Raw genomic sequence first — 16,238 nt, 5'->3', positions numbered from 1 at the left:
ATGACACATCTGCAACTGCATGATGTTTGCCTGGATTATCCGATCTACGGCACCTACGACTTCCTGCTGAAACGCCGGCTGCTGGGACGCCTTCTCAAGCAGGAGAGCGAGATGCGGGTCGTGCGCGCGCTGGAGCATATTTCGTTTCGCGCCGACGTCGGCGCGCGGATCGGGCTCCAGGGACCGAATGGCTCCGGCAAGTCGACATTGCTGCGCCTGATCGCCAGGGTCTATCCGCCGACAAGTGGCAGCGTCTCGCTCGCCGGGCATGTCATGCCGCTGCTGGGCCTCAACGTCGGCGCCAATCTCGATTTTGCCGCGGAGGAGAACATTCGCCTGCTGCTGCGCATCAGTGGTCGCACGCCGACGCCAAAGATCGTCGATGACATCTGGGCCTTTACCGAGATCGATGAGCGCATGCGGCGCGTACCGCTGCGCACGTTCTCTTCGGGTATGCTGATGCGCGTGTTGTTTGCGACGGCCACCGCATTGCCCGCCGACATTTTGCTGCTCGACGAGTGGCTCAGCGTGGTCGACGAGAAGTTCTCGGCCAAGGCCGAACAGCGGCTGCGGAAGCTGATCTCGATGGCGGGGATCGTGGTCATCGCCTCGCACGATCACGCGCTGCTGCGCCGGATCTGCACCAGCATCATCAAACTCGATCATGGCCGCATTGCGCAGACGACGCATGTCGACCGTGGAGCGGATTTATTATTATTGAAAGAGATGCGAGCATGAAGAACATCCTTGTCGTCAGCGAATCCCTTGGGGAGCCGAACCACAAGCGCGGAATTTTTCACTTCACGCGCGAGTTGGTCCGCTCGCTGCAGGCCGACGGCCATCGCCTGACGCTGGTCGTCGAGACGACGCGGCGCTATCGCAAACTGAAGCGCCAGCAGGATCGCGTGCGGCTGTTCCCGCCGGGGTCACGTCTGGTGGAATTGCTCGCCCTCTACCGGTTTCTTGACGAGAACGACATGAGCGAGCGCGGGGTGCTAAGCCCGCTGCGGCAAAGCATCGACTGGGTCATGAGGCGGGCACGCGCGGCGGCCTCGCTCGATCTCGCGATGTCAGTGCTGCGGTCGATCGGCCTGTTTCGCCGTCCGGTCCGCCTGATCGAGAACAGCGCAGGCGGGTTCGATTATGTGCCGGCAGACCTGCGCCATCTCGAGCTGTTCAAGGCATTCCAGCTCGAATCCGGTATCTACAGCCATCAGGGCCTATCCTCGGTTGCGAACTTGCCGCCGCCACAGGTGGACGGGCGCAACTACGACGTCGTGCTGATCGATGCGCCGACGCGGGTAACAATCCGGCGCGGGCCGAACACCAAGGTCGTTTGTGTTGTTCACGATCTGTTGCCGGTCACCGACCTGAAGCTGAGCGATGTCGCGACACGGATCTACATGCTGCGACTGATCACAAGCCTGCGCCAAGCCGATGAACTGCGCTTCGTATCCCGCTACACCCGGGATCGCTTCGCCGAGCTGCTGCCTCAGTTCGCACATCTGCCGTCGCGGGTGGTTTATCCGCGCACCCGTTTCGAGGTGCCGCGGCCACGGTCGGTCGCCGGCCGTAACGAACCAGTCCGGCCGAGTTTCGTCGTCATCGTGTCGGCTGAGCACAGAAAAAACCTTCACGGCGTGATCCAGGCCTTCAAGTCGCTTCCGAACGCCGACCTCTTCGTGATCGGCTACACCGGCGGCACCAAGGTCACACACCAGTTGCCACCCAATGTCAGGTACACTGGATACCTCGACGAGCGGGAGAAGGCGGCGCTGATCGCCGACGCGTATGGGGTGATCATGCCGAGCTTTGCCGAAGGCTTTGGTGTGCCGATCATCGAGGCGCTGGCCGCGAACACGCCGGTCTTGTGCTCGGATATTGCGGTGTTTCGCGAGGTGGCGGGTGATCTTGCCGATTATTTCGATCCATTCTCGACCAGGTCGATCTGCGAGTCGGTCGGGCGTGTGATCACACGCCAGCAGGAATGGCGTGAGAAGATCGTGGCGCAGCGCACGACGCTGATGAAGCGGTATGGTCACCAGACCCAGGGGCGCGACTTCCTTGCCTCATGCGACCGAACGCATCAGCTCATCTTTGCGACGCAATAGAAACGAAACGCCAACTGCACCGGACAACAGGAGCGTTGGGTGGAGGCGTTGGGCTATCTCGCTGATCTTCAAATATAATCAGGTCTCATCCCATACGAGGACACCGCTTCGGGCAGCGGGCTTAGCCTCATCAACGAAAAACCGGACCCTCATGCAGTTATCTGCATGAAGATCCGGCTCTACCGTTCGTTGCTGCACGATGCCGACGGCTAACTGGCCTGTAGCCAACCTAAGTCCATCGCCCCGCGTCAGCACGTCGCCGAGTGGAAAACAGCGATTTGTTCGTTGAGTAGGAAACTACTTCTTCTTCTTCGCGGTTTTCTTCTTGGCTACTTTTTTCGCTGCCTTCTTCGCCTTCTTCGCTTTCTTCGCCATGTTGTCCTCTGTCAGTCCAAAAGTGGCTAAACGAATCTATGCAAGTCGAGAATCGACATGCACGTCGCAAACAATACACGACAATTGCAAAATTCATACGGGGCCATGCAAAGATGTTGTTGACGACGGTCGCCTGATCGCTCTCGCGGATAGGGCCGCCCCTGTGCTTGCGATGAATGCGCAGGCTACGCGTCGATGCTCGTGCTTGCTGTTCATTCCCAAACGATCCGGCGACCGAGGTCGCGGCACCGGCGAAAGCTGCAACTCACATCTGCGCTGATGCTGTTTGAAGCTCCGGATCGGCGGGGTACCTTGCACAGATAGCGTGCAACTCGCCGGACCGTGCGGTCGTATCGAGACGCGCGACCAGGATCGTCTCGGGCGCTGCCGCGTGCAGTGTTCGGAAAGACGCCGGCAAAAAAGGGGAGCGAGATGAACAAGCGGATGAAGCAGGCCGTGCAAGGGCTATTGTCGGCAACGGCCTTCACGGCCGTTCTGGCGTTTGGTGCCGAGGCGCGCGACCAGGAAGGTTTGTCGTCGGCGGCGCGGCTGTCGACCAGCAGCGTCGCCGGACTGCGGGCGCCGGGCAAGATCCTGGTCGACGTCTGGGGCATCCCTCATATCTATGCCGGCAACGAGCACGACCTGTTTTTCCTGCAAGGTTTCAACGCGGCCCGCGACCGTCTCTGGCAGATCGACCTCTGGCGCAAGCGTGGGTTGGGAGTGCTCGCCAGGGATTTTGGACCGGCTTATGTCGAGCAGGATAAGGCGCTACGGCTGTTTCTCTATCGGGGCGATATGACCACCGAGTGGGCGGCCTACGGACCGAAAGCCAAGACCTATACCGAGGCCTTCGTGGCCGGCATCAACGCCTACGTTGCCGATGTGCGGGCTGGTCGGCGTCCGCGGCCGGTAGAGTTCAAGATCGCCGGGACGATGCCGGATCTCTGGTCCCCGGAAGATGTGGTCCGCATTCGCAGTCATGGACTGACCAGAAACGTTGCCTCCGAGGTCAAGCGATCGCTGGTGGCCTGCGCCGCCGGACTTGAGGCGGACCGGTTGCGGGTCAAGCTCGAGCCGGCATGGACCACGAAGATTCCCGAGGGGCTCGATCCCTGCAGCATTCCCAAGGACGTGCTCGCGCCCTACGACCTGGCGACGCGGCCGGTGGCATTCGCCGGCCCGGGCCAGAAGACTGCCCTGGCGCATGATCCCGATACGTATCTCGCGGAGGCGGATCAGCAGCGCGACACCATCGGATCCAACAACTGGGTGGTGGCACCGTCGCGGACCGCGACCGGGCGTCCCATTCTCGCCAACGACCCGCATCGCGAACACAGCGTGCCGTCGCTGCGCTACATCGTCGGCCTCAATGCCCCAGGGCTGTCGGTGATCGGCGCGGGCGAGCCGGCGCTTCCCGGAATATCCATCGGTCATAACGGGACGATCGCCTTCGGCCTGACGATCTTCAACGTCGATCAGGAAGACCTCTACGTGTATGAGCTCAATCCGGCGGATCTGACCCAATACCGTTATCGCGACGGCTGGGAGACGATGCGCATCGTTCGCGAGACCGAGGAGGTCAAGGGCGAGGCGCCGAGGGACATCGAACTCAAGTTCACCCGGCATGGCCCGGTCCTGCTGGTCGACGAGGCGAACAAGCGGGCGTTCGCCGTTCGCACCGTCTGGTCCGAGCCGGGGACGTCGGCCTATTTCGGTTCATCCGATTACATGACGGCAAAGGACTGGAATGGTTTTCTGACCGCCATGCGGCGCTGGGGCGCGCCGTCGGAGAACCAGGTCTATGCCGACGTGAAGGGCAATATCGGCTGGGTGCCCGGTGCGAAGACGCCGCGACGGGGCAACTACGACGGTCTGATGCCGGTGCCTGGCGACGGCCGTTACGAGTGGCAGGGCTTTCTCGGGCTCGACGACCTGCCGCGTGTTTACCGTCCGGAGCAGGGCTGGTTTGCCACGGCGAACCAGATGAACCTGCCGGATAACTATCCCGTTGCTGAGCGCAAGGTCGGGTTCGAGTGGGCGGATAGCGCGCGCTGGCAGCGTATCGTCGAGGTGCTGAAGGCCAACAACAAGGTGACGCTGGCCGATGCGATGGACCTGCAGAACGACGATACCTCGATGCTGGCACGGCGGCTCATCGCGCTGCTGAAGCCGCTGACGTCGGACGACGCCAATGTTAAAAAGGCGCTCACTTTGTTGAAGGCCTGGGATGCGCGCGACACGGCGGACAGCGCAGCTGCGGCCGTCTTCGAAGTGTGGATTGCCAATCATCTCGGGGCGGCAGTCGTCAAGGTGGCGGCGCCAAAAGCAGCCGACATCATCGCGCCCGATCCCGCCAGCATCTCGGCGGTGGTCGGTTTCCTCGAGCGTCCCGACGCCACGCTCGGATCCGATCCTGCGGCGGCGCGCGATAGTATTCTGCGCGACAGTCTCGCCACCGCCGTCGCCGAGGTCGCCGCTAAATTGGGGCCGGACGAGACCGGCTGGGCCTGGGGCAAGCTGCACAAGGCGCAATTCAATCACGCGCTGATGCCGCTGGCGGACAAGGCGACGGCGCCGCAGCTGTCGGTTGGGCCGCTGGCGCTTGGCGGCGCCGCCAACGTGCCGCACGCCGCCACCTATCGCCGCTCCGATTACCAGCTGACCTCGGGGGCCTCGTTCCGCATGGTACTCGACGTCGGCAACTGGGACGCCAGCCGCACCATCAATACCCCCGGGCAGTCGGGCGATCCATTCAGCGGACACTACCGCGACCTTGCTCCGCTGTGGGCGACCGGCCAGTACGTTCCGCTGCTCTACAGCCGCACGGCCGTTGAAGCCGCGACCGGGGAGGCGATCACCTTGACGCCGCGGTGAACCATGTCGGTCCTGTCCAAGGCATGCTAAGTCCCGATTCAGACTCAAATCCTGGAATCGGACTCGTGAAAATCACTGCGGTTGCTGTCTTGCTCGGACTTGTCGCTTTCAATTCAGCTGAGGCAGCCGATTCACGGTTTTTCGCCAGCCTCAGCCGTCTCGATCCGCGAACACGTCTGGAGCAAGTCTGCGATCTCGAGGCGATGCTGCGAATTCATCGAGACGGCAGTTCCGCTCATCCTGACAGGGCGAAATCCGACGTCCTGTCGCCGCCGCGACATACCGGCGACGTGTTGAACGCCCCGGGCGCGGCATTCCGCGACCGGGGGCACTGGTACAAGCTGGCCTTCGTCTGCAAGGGATCGCCGGACCATCTGAAGGTGCAGTCGTTCAGCTACAAGGTCGGCGAACTGATCCCGCAATCGAAGTGGGCCGATTACGGGTTGTGGCGGTAGGCTCGGGCCGGGCCGCTCATCGTCATATCGGATAGTGCTGGGGGCCGGTCTCGATGGTGATCCAGCGCAGCTCGGTGAATTCGGCGATCCCGGCCTTGCCTCCGAACCGGCCATAACCGGAGGCCTTGGTGCCACCGAACGGCATCTGGGCCTCGTCATGCACGGTCGGGCCGTTGACATGGCAGATGCCGGACTCGATGCGCTTGGCGACATCGAAGGCGCGGGCGATGTCGCGGCCGAACACGGCGGCGGACAGCCCGTACTCGGTGTCGTTGGCGATGCGCACGGCTTCGTCGACGCCGTTGACCCGGACCACGCACACGACCGGTCCAAACGACTCCTCGCCATAGATGCGCATCGAGGAGTTGACGCGATCGATCACGGTTGCCGACATCAAGGTGCCTTCGCTGCGTCCGCCGGCGACGACTTTGGCGCCCTTGCCGACGGCATCGCTGATCAGCGCCTGAATGCGGGTTGCCGCATCGGTTCCGATCAGTGATCCGAGCGGCGTATTGCCCTTGCGCGGATCTCCGGCAACCAGCGACCCGGCCTTGGCCGCAAGTTTGGCCACGAAGCTGTCGGCGATCTTTTCATCGACCACGAGACGCTCGGTCGACATGCAGATCTGCCCCTGGTTCATGAAGGCGCCGAAACTCGCGGCGGCAACCGCGGCGTCGATATCGGCGTCGTCGAGCACCACCAGCGGTGCCTTGCCGCCGAGTTCGAGCAGCGCCGGCTTGAGATATTTCGCCGCGACCTGCGCGATGATCCGGCCAACCCGGGTCGATCCGGTGAAGTTGATGCGACGCACGGCCGGATGTGCGATCAGGGTTTCGATCAGCTCCGGTGCGTCTTCCGGCGCATTGGTTATGACGTTGAGCACACCCGGCGGCAGGCCCGCATCGCGCAGGCATTCGGCGATCAGCCGATGGGTGCCGGGGCAGATCTCGGAGGCCTTCAGGATCACGGTGTTGCCGCAGGCCAGCGGCAAAGCCAGCGCACGGACGCCGAGAATGACCGGCGCATTCCACGGCGCCATGCTGAGCACGACACCCGCCGGCTGGCGGATCGCCATGGCAAGACAGCCCGGCTTGTCCGACGGGATCACTTCGCCGGAAATCTGCGTGGTCATGGCGGCGGCTTCGCGCAGCATGCCGGCGGCGAGGGGGACGTTGAATCCTGCCCAGCCGGCCGTCGCGCCGGTTTCCACGGCCATCAGTTCAACGAACTGCGGACCTTTTGCCGCCAGCAGATCCGCGGCTTTCAGCAGAATGGCACGCCGGGCGCTGGGACCGGTCGATGACCATGCAGGGAAGGCGGCGGCCGCCGCATCCGCGGCGCGGCGGGCGTCGGCGACCTGAGCCGCCGCGGCGCGGCTCGCGATGTCGCCGGTCACCGGATTGAGGCGATCGAACGTGGCGCCGTTCGCGGCCGGAACGTCCTTGCTGTCGAGCAGAAGTGAGATTTCATGCATGAGCATATCCTTCCCTGGTCATTGTGGTGTGATTGGGCGGCTGGTCACCGGCCCGCCGAGATAGGCGCGCTGGACCGCCGGATTGGATCGCAGGCTGGCAGCGGTATCGTGGTCGACGATGCTGCCGTTCTCGAGCACATAACCGCGGTCGGCGATGCGCAGGCTTTCCTGGGCGTTCTGTTCGACCAGCAGCAGGCCGACGCCGGTTTCGCGGATACGCCGGAGCGTGACGAACAGTTCGTGGACCATGGCGGGGGAGAGGCCGAGCGATGGCTCATCGAGCAGCAGGATCACCGGATTCGACATCAGCGCGCGGCCGATTGCGAGCATCTGCTGTTCGCCACCGCTCATGGTGCGCGCTACCTGTGCGGCGCGTTCCTGCAGGCGCGGAAACATGTCGAAAAGCTGCTTCTGGCGCGCTGCTTCTCCGTCGCGGGCGCGTTTTGGATTGGCGCCCAGCAGCAGGTTTTCCTTCACGGTCAGGTCGCCGAAGATGCCGCGGCCTTCGGGAACCAGCGCAAGGCCGCGCTCGACGATATCGTGGGCGGCGAGGGGGGCGAGGTCATGACCATCGAGAGTCACGCGCTTTCCGGGCAGCGTCGGCACCATCCCGGCGATGGCCTTCAGGAGCGAGGTTTTCCCTGCGCCGTTCGCGCCGAGGATGGTGACGATTTCCCCGCGTTCAATGTTCAGCGCGACGCCGTCGAGGGCGCGGTGCTGGCCGTAGGCGACGCTGAGGTTGGCGACATCAAGCATCGGCTGCCATCCCGCCCAGATAGGCCTCGATTACGGCCGGGTTCGCAAGCACCTCGACAGTTGTTCCCTCGGCGATCTTTCGGCCGCTGCTCATCACGACGCAGCGGTCGCACAGCGCCCGCACGGCGCTCATGACGTGCTCGACCAGCACGATGGCGATGCCGTCGTGCTTCAGTGACCGGATCAGGTTGATCCCGATGGTGAGTTCGGATGGGTTGAGGCCTGCCAGCCATTCGTCCAGCAACAGCAGCCGCGGCGTCGGTCCAAGCGCTCGCGCAAGTTCCAGCCGCTTGCGGTCGATATAGGTCAGGTCGGCCGCCGGCCGCAGCTCCTGCCCACCAAGGCCGACCCGGTGCAGCAACGTGGTCGTGCGTGTTTCGAGCTCTGCCGCGGAGAGATGCGGCCTGTGGAAGGCGATGCCGGCCTTGACGTTGTCACGGCAGTCCATGCCGTCGAGCACCCGAACGAGCTGGAAGGTCCGGGCAAGACCGCGCTGCGCGATCCGATACGATGCCAGGCCGGAAATGTCGTTGCCCGCCAGGCGAATGGTGCCGGCGTCCGGGCGCAGCACGCCGGACATCAGATTGAGTGCGGTGGTTTTGCCCGATCCGTTGGGGCCGAGCAGGCCGACAATCTCGTGGCTTCCGACCGTGAAACCGAGTTCGTTGACCGCGATGAGGCCACCGAAGGCGCGCCGGAGGCCTTCGACCTCGAGAACCGGTCCGGGATGGCCGCTGCTCATGCCACCACCTGTCGCGAAGGCGCACCGCGCAGCTTGATGCGCAGGCTTTCAAGCAGGCCGGCGACGCCGCGCGGCAGCAGGTAGACGATCAGCAGGAAGATGCAGCCGAAAATGATGGTGAAGGTGTTCGGAAAGCGCGCACCCAGCAGTTCGAACAGCAGGGTGAGCGGAATCGCACCGAGTGCCGGTCCCCACAGGCGGTGCGTGCCGCCGAGCAGCGCCATGATCAGCACCTGGAACGAGATCATCGGGTTGAACGCGATCGAGGGCTCGATGTAGGTCCAGCGCGGCGCCATGATCGCGCCGGCGAGCGTCATGATGGTGGCACTGATGGCGAACAGGGCGACCTTGGCGGTGGTGGTGTTGATCCCGCAATGGGCAGCGACGGTTTCGTCTTCACCGATGATGCGAAGTGCAAAACCCAGCCGCGATCGTTTGATCAGCCAGCCCAGCGCGAACGTGGCGACCGCGAGCAGCAGCAACTGCCAGTAGATGTCGCTCTGGGTGATGTCGACAAAGACATAACGTCCGAGCACGCGGGACTTGTTGACCTCGAACCAGACCACGAGCTGGCGGACCAGTTCGGCCAGTCCGAAGGTGAAGATAACGAAATGGACGCCGCTGAGCCGCAAGGTCGAAAGCCCGACCAGTGCCGCGATGACCATGCCCAGCGCGGCTGCGATCAGAAGAACGACGGGCCAGGGCAGCACCTCGCCGAGCACGGCCACCGTATAGGCCCCAATGCCGAAGAAGGCTGTTGTCGCCAGCGATACATAACGTGTCGGGCCGGAGAACAGGCCCCACGCTGTGGCCAGCACGGTGTATTGCAGCAGGCTGATGGCGAGGGCGAGATGATACGGATTGACCAGGCGCGGCACCAAGGCCAGCAGCGTGAGGGCGGCCAATGCGACGAGGCCGGTTGCGATATGACGCGGGGTCATCGCGTGGCCCTGCCGAACAGACCTGCGGGCTTCACCAGCAGCACCGTGAGGAACAGCGCGAAATTGACCGCGAGCGTCAGTCCGGGATCGACGAATGAGGCGACCAGTGCTTCGCTGACGCCGAGCAGCAGACCGGCGATCACGCATCCAAGGATGTTGCCGATCCCGCCCATCACCACGATGATCAGCGCTTTCATCGTGAATACGACGCCCGATGACGCGCTGAAGGTCAGGAATGTGCTGACCAGCACGCCGGCGGCCGCGACCAGCGCGCCCCCCAATGCGAAAGTCAATGCGGACGTCCGTGCGACGTCGATGGCGACGAGTTGGGCCGCGGACGGATCGACAGCAACCGCACGCACGGCAGTGCCCGCGCGGGTGCGGGTCAGCGCGAGGTACAGGACAGCGCCCAGCAGGATGGTGACGGCCAGCGCGGCAAGGCGGTTGGCCGCGATGGTTTCACCCAGCAAATGAACGGGGAAAGCCAGGTACGAGTAGCTGTAGTACGCGCCACCGAACAGCGAGAGCATGCTTCCCTGCACGATGAAGGCCAGTCCGAATGTCGCCAGGATGCTGTCGACTTCGAGTGCGTCGCGGGTGCGCGCCCGGCGCACCAGCGGCGTGAGCAGCAGCTTGTAGACGGCGAAGCTGACCGCAAAAGCGACAGGAATGACCAACGCCAGCCCGAGGAAGGGGCTCAGCGCCCATCCGGTGAACAGCCAATGCGATGCAAAGGCGGCGGCGATCAGGAACTCGCCGTAGGACAGGTTCATGATGCGCGCCACGCCATACTGGAGCGTCAGCCCCATGGCGGTGAGTGCATACATGCCGCCCAGCATCAGGCCGGTCAGAATGGCGTTGGTCATGGTTCAATTGCCAGTCGCGTTGCCAGAGTTCTCGGCGTTACGGAGCAGCCCATGCCGGCTTCGGCACGATCGCTGTGCGTGCGCCGTCGTTGCCGGCCGGCGCGATGCCGTAGAACTCGCCGTCCTGCCACTGGCCAACCCACCAGTATCGCGTCGGCATGTTGTTCTCGAGTTTGACCTTGCCGATCACGGTGTCGAACGAACCGGTTTGAAGCTCCTTGATCACCGCGGCGCGGTCGATCTTGCCGACCTTCTCAATGGCCTGCTGCAGCATCTGCAGGCTCGCATAGGTCACGGCGCTGGCCCAGCGATCGGGCTCCGCATTGTTGGGGGCGGCGGCCTTGTGGCGGGCGAGATAGTCCTTGATCGCCGGACTGTCGCCGCTCCAGCCGCCGATGCCCATGACGCCCTGCGCATTGTTGCCGAAGCGCTGGCGATAGAGCGGGAAGGCGGTGCCGACACCGGTGTAGAACACCTTCGGATTGAGGCCGGCGAGGCGGGATTGCTCGGTCAGGGCCAGCGTGTCGGGCGGATAGCTGAAGGCGATCACAACATCCGGGTTCAAGGCCTTCACGTCGTTGATGATCGGCGCGAGGTCCTGGGTCCCGACCGGATAACTCTTGTCGTAGGCCAGTTTGAACTTCGCATTGGTGAGCACCGGGCGGGCCGCCGCCGACAGATCGATGCCGAAGCCGTCGGCGACGCTGACCATGGCGACGGTCTCGCCGATCTTCTTTTCGTCGCGCAGCTTCACCAGGAGTTCGACCAGCGTCTTCGCGGCGTCCGCACTGGTGCCGAGCAGCCAGAAACTGTTGGGCCAGCGCTTGGCGAGCTCCGGCGCGCGGTCGGTCACGGCGGTCGCGGCCAGATGCGGATAGCCTTCGCGGTTGAGAATCGGGCCGACCGCCAGATTGAGGCCGGTGCCCCACGGAGGCAGGATGAAATCGACCTTGTCCTGGTTGATCAGCCGCTCCAGCGCGCGAACGGCTTCTTCCGCATTCGAGCGGTCATCATATTGCACCACTTCGATGGGGACGCGCTTGTCGCCGAGCTTGATACCACCAGCGGCATTGACCTCCTTCACCCACAGCTCGTAGTTCGGCAGGGTGGTCACCGCGGCGCCACCCGTGTTCGGGCCGGTGCGCGAGATCGCGTAACCGATCTTGATCGAGGTCTGCGCGTCGGCAGGTCCGGTCAGTCCTAAGGCTGCGGCGCCGGCGGCTGCAAGCAGCGCGACGCGACGTGTGATGGATGTCCTCATGGTCTCCTCCCAGCTTGGTTGATCGGCGCGTTGGTCGGCGCTCGTGATCGCTCCGGACGTTAGAGGACGTGTGCGGATGCTTGGAATTGGACGAAACCGGGGAAAGATTGTACGTTTTCGGCAATCCCGCCCCTTGGCAGGCGGCGTTTTGTCTCAGGAGGGGGTGTGGTGCTGGCGTCGGCTGATGTGACGGGACTGCCGGTCGGGGTCGCTCTGGCGGTTCAGGCCGAAGCATTTTCAGCCGCGTTGGCGTCGCGCACGTGGTTGATCCGTCAACGCGGGACGCGCCGCGCTCATCTGCTGCTGCTGCTGTCGGATCACGGCGTCGCATCGTGGCAGGGCACGCAGGTTGCGCTCGCCGCGCCGGCCTTGCTCTGGCTGCCCGGCAACATGGATGCCGCGATCGAGGCCGGCGCGGGCGCCAGTGGATTTTTGCTGTCCGTGGAAGACGACTTTCTGATCAAGATCATCTCGAGCAGCGCCGAAGCGCTACATTTGCGCCGGACGACCGACAAAGTCGCACTGCTGGATGGGGACACGCTCGTTGCACCGTCCCGTCATGCGGTGGTGGAATCCTGCCGCGCGATCGTGGCGGAGCTGCGCGATCCCGGCCACGGCGGCGCGACCATGATTTCGTCGCAGCTTCTGGTGATGTGCCTGCATCTGTGGCGGCTCGGGACCTCGTCCGATGAGCGCGATGATGCCGCGGGCAGGGGTGGTGGAGCGGCGCTGGTCGGCAATTTCCTGCAGATGGTCGAACTGCACTATCGAGACGGCTGGTCGGTCGCTCGCTATGCCACGGTACTGGGCGTGACCTCCGACAAACTGCATGCGCATTGTCAGCGCGAGAAGGGCTGCGGCCCGCGCGCCATCGTTCACGACCGTCTGATGCATGAAGCCTGCATTCGGCTTCAGCAACTGGATCTGCCGGTGGAGCAGATCGGCTACGGGCTCGGCTTTCGCGATCCGGCTTACTTCAATCGTTTCTTCCGGAAATATCATGGTGCATCGCCCGGCACCTATCGCCGGCAGATCCGGCTCGATCACGCGCGCAGCAGGCCGTCATACGCGGCCTGGCCTTGATCGCTGACCCCGTTCACCCGGGCGCTATTCCATCTGCTGCTGGATGATCCGCCCGAGCGCGAACAATCGCTGATCGATCGCGACAGGGACATCGCAGACAAAGCGGATGATCTGGCGGCGGTCCTCGAAGATGCGGGTTTGCCAGGTGAGCTGGTTGCCGAGCTGCTCGACCTTGCCCTGATCCGGCGGGGTCGCGCCCTGTAGCGCCTGCAGGGCGACGACATCGGCCCGGATTGCTTCCGCGGCCGCGCGCTGCTTGCGGGTGACGCGTTCGAGCCCGTTCATCACCGACGAGCGCTGGGCATTGAGGGTTTCGAACAAGCCGGCAAACAGCAGCTTGCCGCGTGTCGCTTTGGCTGAAACATCACCGGTCAGGAAACCTGAAATCAGGGTCTCGGCTTCGTCCAGCGGCGTGCGCCGGGCGGCGAGGCGTTCGACCAGGGTGCTAACATCGGTGTCATCTTTCCACGCGTCCGTGACGTCGTCGAGGGCCGGGCCGGCCCAGACCGCCGCGAGCGACACCTCCGGCACCTTGGCCTGGGCGCACGGCCAGTCCGGATAACGCGGATCGGCGGCGACACTGGGATCGGCCGATCCCGCGAGCAGCAGCACGGCAAACAGGACAGCCTTCGATTTCATGCCTCACCTCCTGCCGGGTTGCGGCGGATCATGCCGCGCGAGGGATCGTAGGCGAGCACCGCGCCGAGCATGAAGACGATGGTGCAGCCGCCGACCACGGCCAGCGAGATCCAGTTGACCTGGCCGTAGAGCGCGAACCGGATCAATTCCACCACATGGGTAAAGGGATTGAACTGGCACACATAATAGAGCATCGGGCTGCCCTCCAGCACTCGCCACAGCGGATAAAGCGCCGAGGAGGCAAAGAACATCGGGAAGATCACGAAGTTCATGACGCCGGCGAAATTCTCGAGCTGCCGGATGCCCGACGAAATCAGCATGCCGAGCGCGCCCAGCATCAGTCCCGACAGCAGCAATGCGGGCAGCACCGTGAGATAACCGATCCGTGGCGGCTCGATGTCCCAGAACCAGGCGATCAGCAGAAACGCATAGACCTGCAGCACCGACACCGCGGTGCCCGCCAGCAGTTTGCAGGACAGCAGGTACCAGCGCGGCAGCGGGCTCACCAGCAGGGTGCGCATGTTGCCCATCTCGCGGTCGTAGACCATCGAGAGCGAGGACTGCATGCCGTTGAACAGCTGGATCATCGCCATCAGCCCGGGAGTGATGTAGACCTCGTAAAGGATATAGGTCTCGTAAGGCGGGATGATCGAAATGCCGAGCACCTGGCGGAAACCGGCGGCGAAGATGAACAGCCAGACCAGCGGTCGCACCAGTGCCGAAATGAAACGCTCGCGCTGATGCAGGAAACGCAGCGCTTCGCGCCAGACGATGCCGTTCAGGCAGGTGGCATACTGCGCGAGTGAAAATCCGGAACGGCGCGGGGCGATGGCGTCGATGGTCATGGTGTGATGATCATGGTGTGGGGCTCGCAAGTTCGGTCGCCGTTCCCGTCAGCTTCATGAATGCGGACGACAGGTCCGGCGTTCCGGTGTCGGCGATGATGCGCGGCACCACCCCGGTGGTCAGCACGCGGCCGCGATGCAGGATGATGAGATCGTCGCTTGGCGTAATCTCGTCGAGCAGATGGGTCGCCCACAGCACCCCGATGCCGTCCTCGCTGACCAGCCGGCGGACATGGCGCAGGATGTCGGCGCGTGCCTTGACGTCGAGACCGACCGTCGCTTCGTCCAGCAGCAGCAGGCGAGGGCGATGCAGCAGCGCGCGCGCGATTTCGAGACGGCGCATCTGCCCACCGGACAGCGCGCGCACCTTGCTGCCGGCGCGCTCGGTGAGATCGATGCGCGCCAGCACCTCCTCGGCGCGGGCGCGTGCCTCGCGCCGGCCGATGCCGTGCAGGGCAGCGTGATACTGCAGGTTTTGCATCAGCGAGAGATCGAGATCGAGGGTGCGCGACTGGAACACCACGCCGAGCACCCGCAACGCTTCGCCGGGGTCACGCCCGATATCGTGGCCGAAGATTCGGATCGCGCCGCTCTGCACGCCGAACAGGCGGGTGATCAGTGCAAACAGCGTGCTCTTGCCGGCGCCATTGAGCCCGAGCAGCGCGGCGAAGCTCGCCGGCCGCACGGCGAAGCTGACATTCTCCAGCGCGGGATGACGGCCGTAGGCATGGCTCACCCCGTCGATCGCCAGCGCCGCCACGTCGGCGGGACCGCTTTGGTCGTGCGCCTGTGCGGTGCTACTGGCAATGGGGGCGATGGTCTCGGTCATTTCGGTGCGATCGTGATGCCCCAGGGCAGTTCGCCGACCTGGATGGTCTTGATCACCTTTTGCGCCGCGACGTCGATCACCGAGACGTCGTTCGACACGCCATTGGTGACCAGCAGATATTTTTCGTCCGGGGTGAAGGCCATGTGCCAGACCCGCTGGCCGACCAGCAGGTATTTGCTGACCTGATGGGTCGTGGCGTCGATCACGGCGACCCGGTTAGCCGGTCCGAGCGCGATAAACGCGGTCTTGCCGTCCTTGGTGATGCCGATGCCGACCGGCTGGATCGCCTCTCGCCGCAGGCCCGGGATATTGAAGCTGATCTTGGTCTTGATCGTGCGCTTGTCCGGATCGAGGATTGCCACCGTGCCGCCGATCTCCGACGAGATCCACAGCTCGGAATTGTCGCGCTTGAATTCGGCGAAACGCGGCCGCGCGTCGACCAGCACGTTCGCGACAATCTGGCGGGTGGTGGTGTCGATGAAATGCGCCATGTTGGTGGTCTCGGAGGTGTTGATCAGGAACTTGCCGTCCGGACTGATGGCCATGCCTTCCGGCTCGACACCGACCTGTACATCGCCGACGCGCGCGCGTTTGGCGATGTCGATGATGGTCACCGTGTTGTCGTTCTCGTTGGCGACATAGAGAATGTTGCCGCTGGCGTCCTGCACAAACAGCTCGGGATCGGGCCCCGAGGGCAGGGTATCGACGATCTGCTGGGTCGTGGCGTCGATCATCTGGATGGTGTCGTCGTCGCCGACCGCCACCAGCACGAATTTGCCGTCATGGGTGAACTCGATGCCACGCGGCCGCTGGCCCACCTTGATGGTCTTGGTTACTTTCCAGGTGTCGGTATCGATCACCGTGACGGTGTTGCCTTTTTCATTGGAGACGTAGGCCATGACCGCGCCCGCCGGGGTGGCAGCGGCGAGCCAGACGGCCATTCCGGACAACAGACAACAGCGCCACATGTCTCGGGACTCCATT

Annotated in this window: 15 protein-coding genes; 5 read left to right on the top strand and 10 right to left on the bottom strand. The window is 64.0% G+C overall.

What is annotated here, in order from left to right; translation table 11 throughout:
- The 4 genes from RS897_RS34290 to RS897_RS34275 all read left to right on the top strand — a co-directional run bounded on the left by RS897_RS34290 (window position 1) and on the right by RS897_RS34275 (window position 5,818).
- Window positions 1–738, top strand: coding sequence for an ABC transporter ATP-binding protein (locus RS897_RS34290; protein WP_315833104.1), 738 nt, complete (start codon window positions 1–3; stop codon window positions 736–738).
- Window positions 735–2,111: a glycosyltransferase family 4 protein gene (locus tag RS897_RS34285; RefSeq protein ID WP_315833103.1), complete on the top strand. Its 1,377-nt coding sequence runs from the start codon at window positions 735–737 to the stop codon at window positions 2,109–2,111. Before RS897_RS34290 ends, RS897_RS34285 begins: the two co-directional genes overlap by 4 nt.
- Before the next feature lie 807 nt (window positions 2,112–2,918).
- Window positions 2,919–5,363 (top strand): penicillin acylase family protein, encoded by a 2,445-nt coding sequence (locus RS897_RS34280; RefSeq protein ID WP_315833102.1) that lies wholly within the window; start codon window positions 2,919–2,921, stop codon window positions 5,361–5,363.
- Between the two features lie 65 nt (window positions 5,364–5,428).
- Window positions 5,429–5,818 carry a DUF930 domain-containing protein gene (locus RS897_RS34275; RefSeq protein WP_315833101.1) on the top strand — a complete coding sequence of 130 codons (390 nt, stop codon included), beginning with the start codon at window positions 5,429–5,431 and terminating at the stop codon, window positions 5,816–5,818.
- A gap of 22 nt (window positions 5,819–5,840) precedes the next feature.
- On the opposite strand, the gene RS897_RS34270 is transcribed toward RS897_RS34275, so the two are convergent.
- Genes RS897_RS34270 through RS897_RS34245 form a run of 6 tightly spaced genes read right to left on the bottom strand, consistent with a single transcriptional unit; the run spans window position 5,841 to window position 11,858 of the window.
- Window positions 5,841–7,292 (bottom strand): aldehyde dehydrogenase, encoded by a 1,452-nt coding sequence (locus RS897_RS34270; RefSeq protein ID WP_315833100.1) that lies wholly within the window; start codon window positions 7,290–7,292, stop codon window positions 5,841–5,843.
- An 18-nt stretch (window positions 7,293–7,310) separates the two neighbouring features.
- Window positions 7,311–8,048 carry an ABC transporter ATP-binding protein gene (locus RS897_RS34265; RefSeq protein WP_315833099.1) on the bottom strand — a complete coding sequence of 246 codons (738 nt, stop codon included), beginning with the start codon at window positions 8,046–8,048 and terminating at the stop codon, window positions 7,311–7,313.
- Window positions 8,041–8,790 (bottom strand): ABC transporter ATP-binding protein, encoded by a 750-nt coding sequence (locus RS897_RS34260; protein WP_315833098.1) that lies wholly within the window; start codon window positions 8,788–8,790, stop codon window positions 8,041–8,043. The genes RS897_RS34265 and RS897_RS34260 overlap by 8 nt, the downstream gene beginning before the upstream one ends.
- A complete protein-coding gene (locus RS897_RS34255) occupies window positions 8,787–9,731 on the bottom strand; it encodes a branched-chain amino acid ABC transporter permease (protein WP_315833097.1) in 945 nt (314 codons plus the stop codon). Before RS897_RS34255 ends, RS897_RS34260 begins: the two co-directional genes overlap by 4 nt.
- Window positions 9,728–10,597: a branched-chain amino acid ABC transporter permease gene (locus RS897_RS34250; RefSeq protein ID WP_315833096.1), complete on the bottom strand. Its 870-nt coding sequence runs from the start codon at window positions 10,595–10,597 to the stop codon at window positions 9,728–9,730. Before RS897_RS34250 ends, RS897_RS34255 begins: the two co-directional genes overlap by 4 nt.
- 37 nt (window positions 10,598–10,634) lie before the next feature.
- On the bottom strand, window positions 10,635–11,858 hold the full coding sequence (locus tag RS897_RS34245) for an amino acid ABC transporter substrate-binding protein (protein ID WP_315833095.1): 1,224 nt from the start codon (window positions 11,856–11,858) through the stop codon (window positions 10,635–10,637).
- Window positions 11,859–12,026: 168 nt separating this feature from the next.
- On the opposite strand from RS897_RS34245, the gene RS897_RS34240 reads away from it, so the two are divergent.
- On the top strand, window positions 12,027–12,941 hold the full coding sequence (locus RS897_RS34240) for a helix-turn-helix domain-containing protein (protein ID WP_315833094.1): 915 nt from the start codon (window positions 12,027–12,029) through the stop codon (window positions 12,939–12,941).
- Between the two features lie 24 nt (window positions 12,942–12,965).
- Here RS897_RS34240 and RS897_RS34235 read toward each other — a convergent pair whose 3' ends face one another.
- The 4 genes from RS897_RS34235 to RS897_RS34220 are packed head-to-tail and all read right to left on the bottom strand — an operon-like array spanning window position 12,966 to window position 16,222.
- A complete protein-coding gene (locus RS897_RS34235) occupies window positions 12,966–13,580 on the bottom strand; it encodes a hypothetical protein (protein ID WP_315833093.1) in 615 nt (204 codons plus the stop codon).
- Window positions 13,577–14,425 (bottom strand): ABC transporter permease, encoded by an 849-nt coding sequence (locus RS897_RS34230; RefSeq protein ID WP_315833092.1) that lies wholly within the window; start codon window positions 14,423–14,425, stop codon window positions 13,577–13,579. The genes RS897_RS34235 and RS897_RS34230 overlap by 4 nt, the downstream gene beginning before the upstream one ends.
- 10 nt (window positions 14,426–14,435) lie before the next feature.
- Window positions 14,436–15,254 carry an ATP-binding cassette domain-containing protein gene (locus tag RS897_RS34225; RefSeq protein ID WP_315833091.1) on the bottom strand — a complete coding sequence of 273 codons (819 nt, stop codon included), beginning with the start codon at window positions 15,252–15,254 and terminating at the stop codon, window positions 14,436–14,438.
- Entirely contained in the window at window positions 15,251–16,222 is a 972-nt protein-coding gene (locus tag RS897_RS34220; RefSeq protein WP_315833090.1) for a YVTN family beta-propeller repeat protein, read from the bottom strand. The genes RS897_RS34225 and RS897_RS34220 overlap by 4 nt, the downstream gene beginning before the upstream one ends.
- Between the last annotated feature and the right edge of the window lie 16 nt (window positions 16,223–16,238).

Origin of the sequence: Bradyrhizobium prioriisuperbiae (genome assembly GCF_032397745.1) — a bacterium.
GTDB lineage: Bacteria > Pseudomonadota > Alphaproteobacteria > Rhizobiales > Xanthobacteraceae > Bradyrhizobium_A > Bradyrhizobium_A prioriisuperbiae.
Note: the sequence above shows the minus strand (reverse complement) of the source record. Positions and strands in the feature narration are given on the sequence as shown.